This window comes from Phytobacter sp. V91 (assembly GCF_965644225.1).
Lineage (GTDB): Bacteria > Pseudomonadota > Gammaproteobacteria > Enterobacterales > Enterobacteriaceae > CBFFRJ01.
Genome location: NZ_CBFFRJ010000370.1, coordinates 1 through 229, shown reverse-complemented (window position 1 = coordinate 229; position 229 = coordinate 1). Strand labels below are relative to the sequence as shown.

Sequence of the window (229 nt, the reverse complement as noted above, 5' to 3'; positions counted from 1 at the left end):
TGCTGATATGGCTCAGTTGGTAGAGCGCACCCTTGGTAAGGGTGAGGTCCCCAGTTCGACTCTGGGTATCAGCACCAGTTTTAAGGTTAAAGTTCGGCGCTTAGAAAAGAATTTGTCTGGCGGCAGTAGCGCGGTGGTCCCACCTGACCCCATGCCGAACTCAGAAGTGAAACGCCGTAGCGCCGATGGTAGTGTGGGGTCTCCCCATGCGAGAGTAGGGAACTGCCAG

1 tRNA gene and 1 rRNA gene are annotated in these 229 nt (G+C 55.9%); both read left to right on the top strand.

What is annotated here, in order from left to right:
* Position 1: 1 nt before the first annotated feature.
* A tRNA-Thr gene (locus ACSZO4_RS26025) sits at positions 2 to 77 on the top strand.
* A 38-nt stretch (positions 78 to 115) separates the two neighbouring features.
* Positions 116 to 229 (top strand): 5S ribosomal RNA (gene rrf / locus ACSZO4_RS26020); the annotation flags it as partial.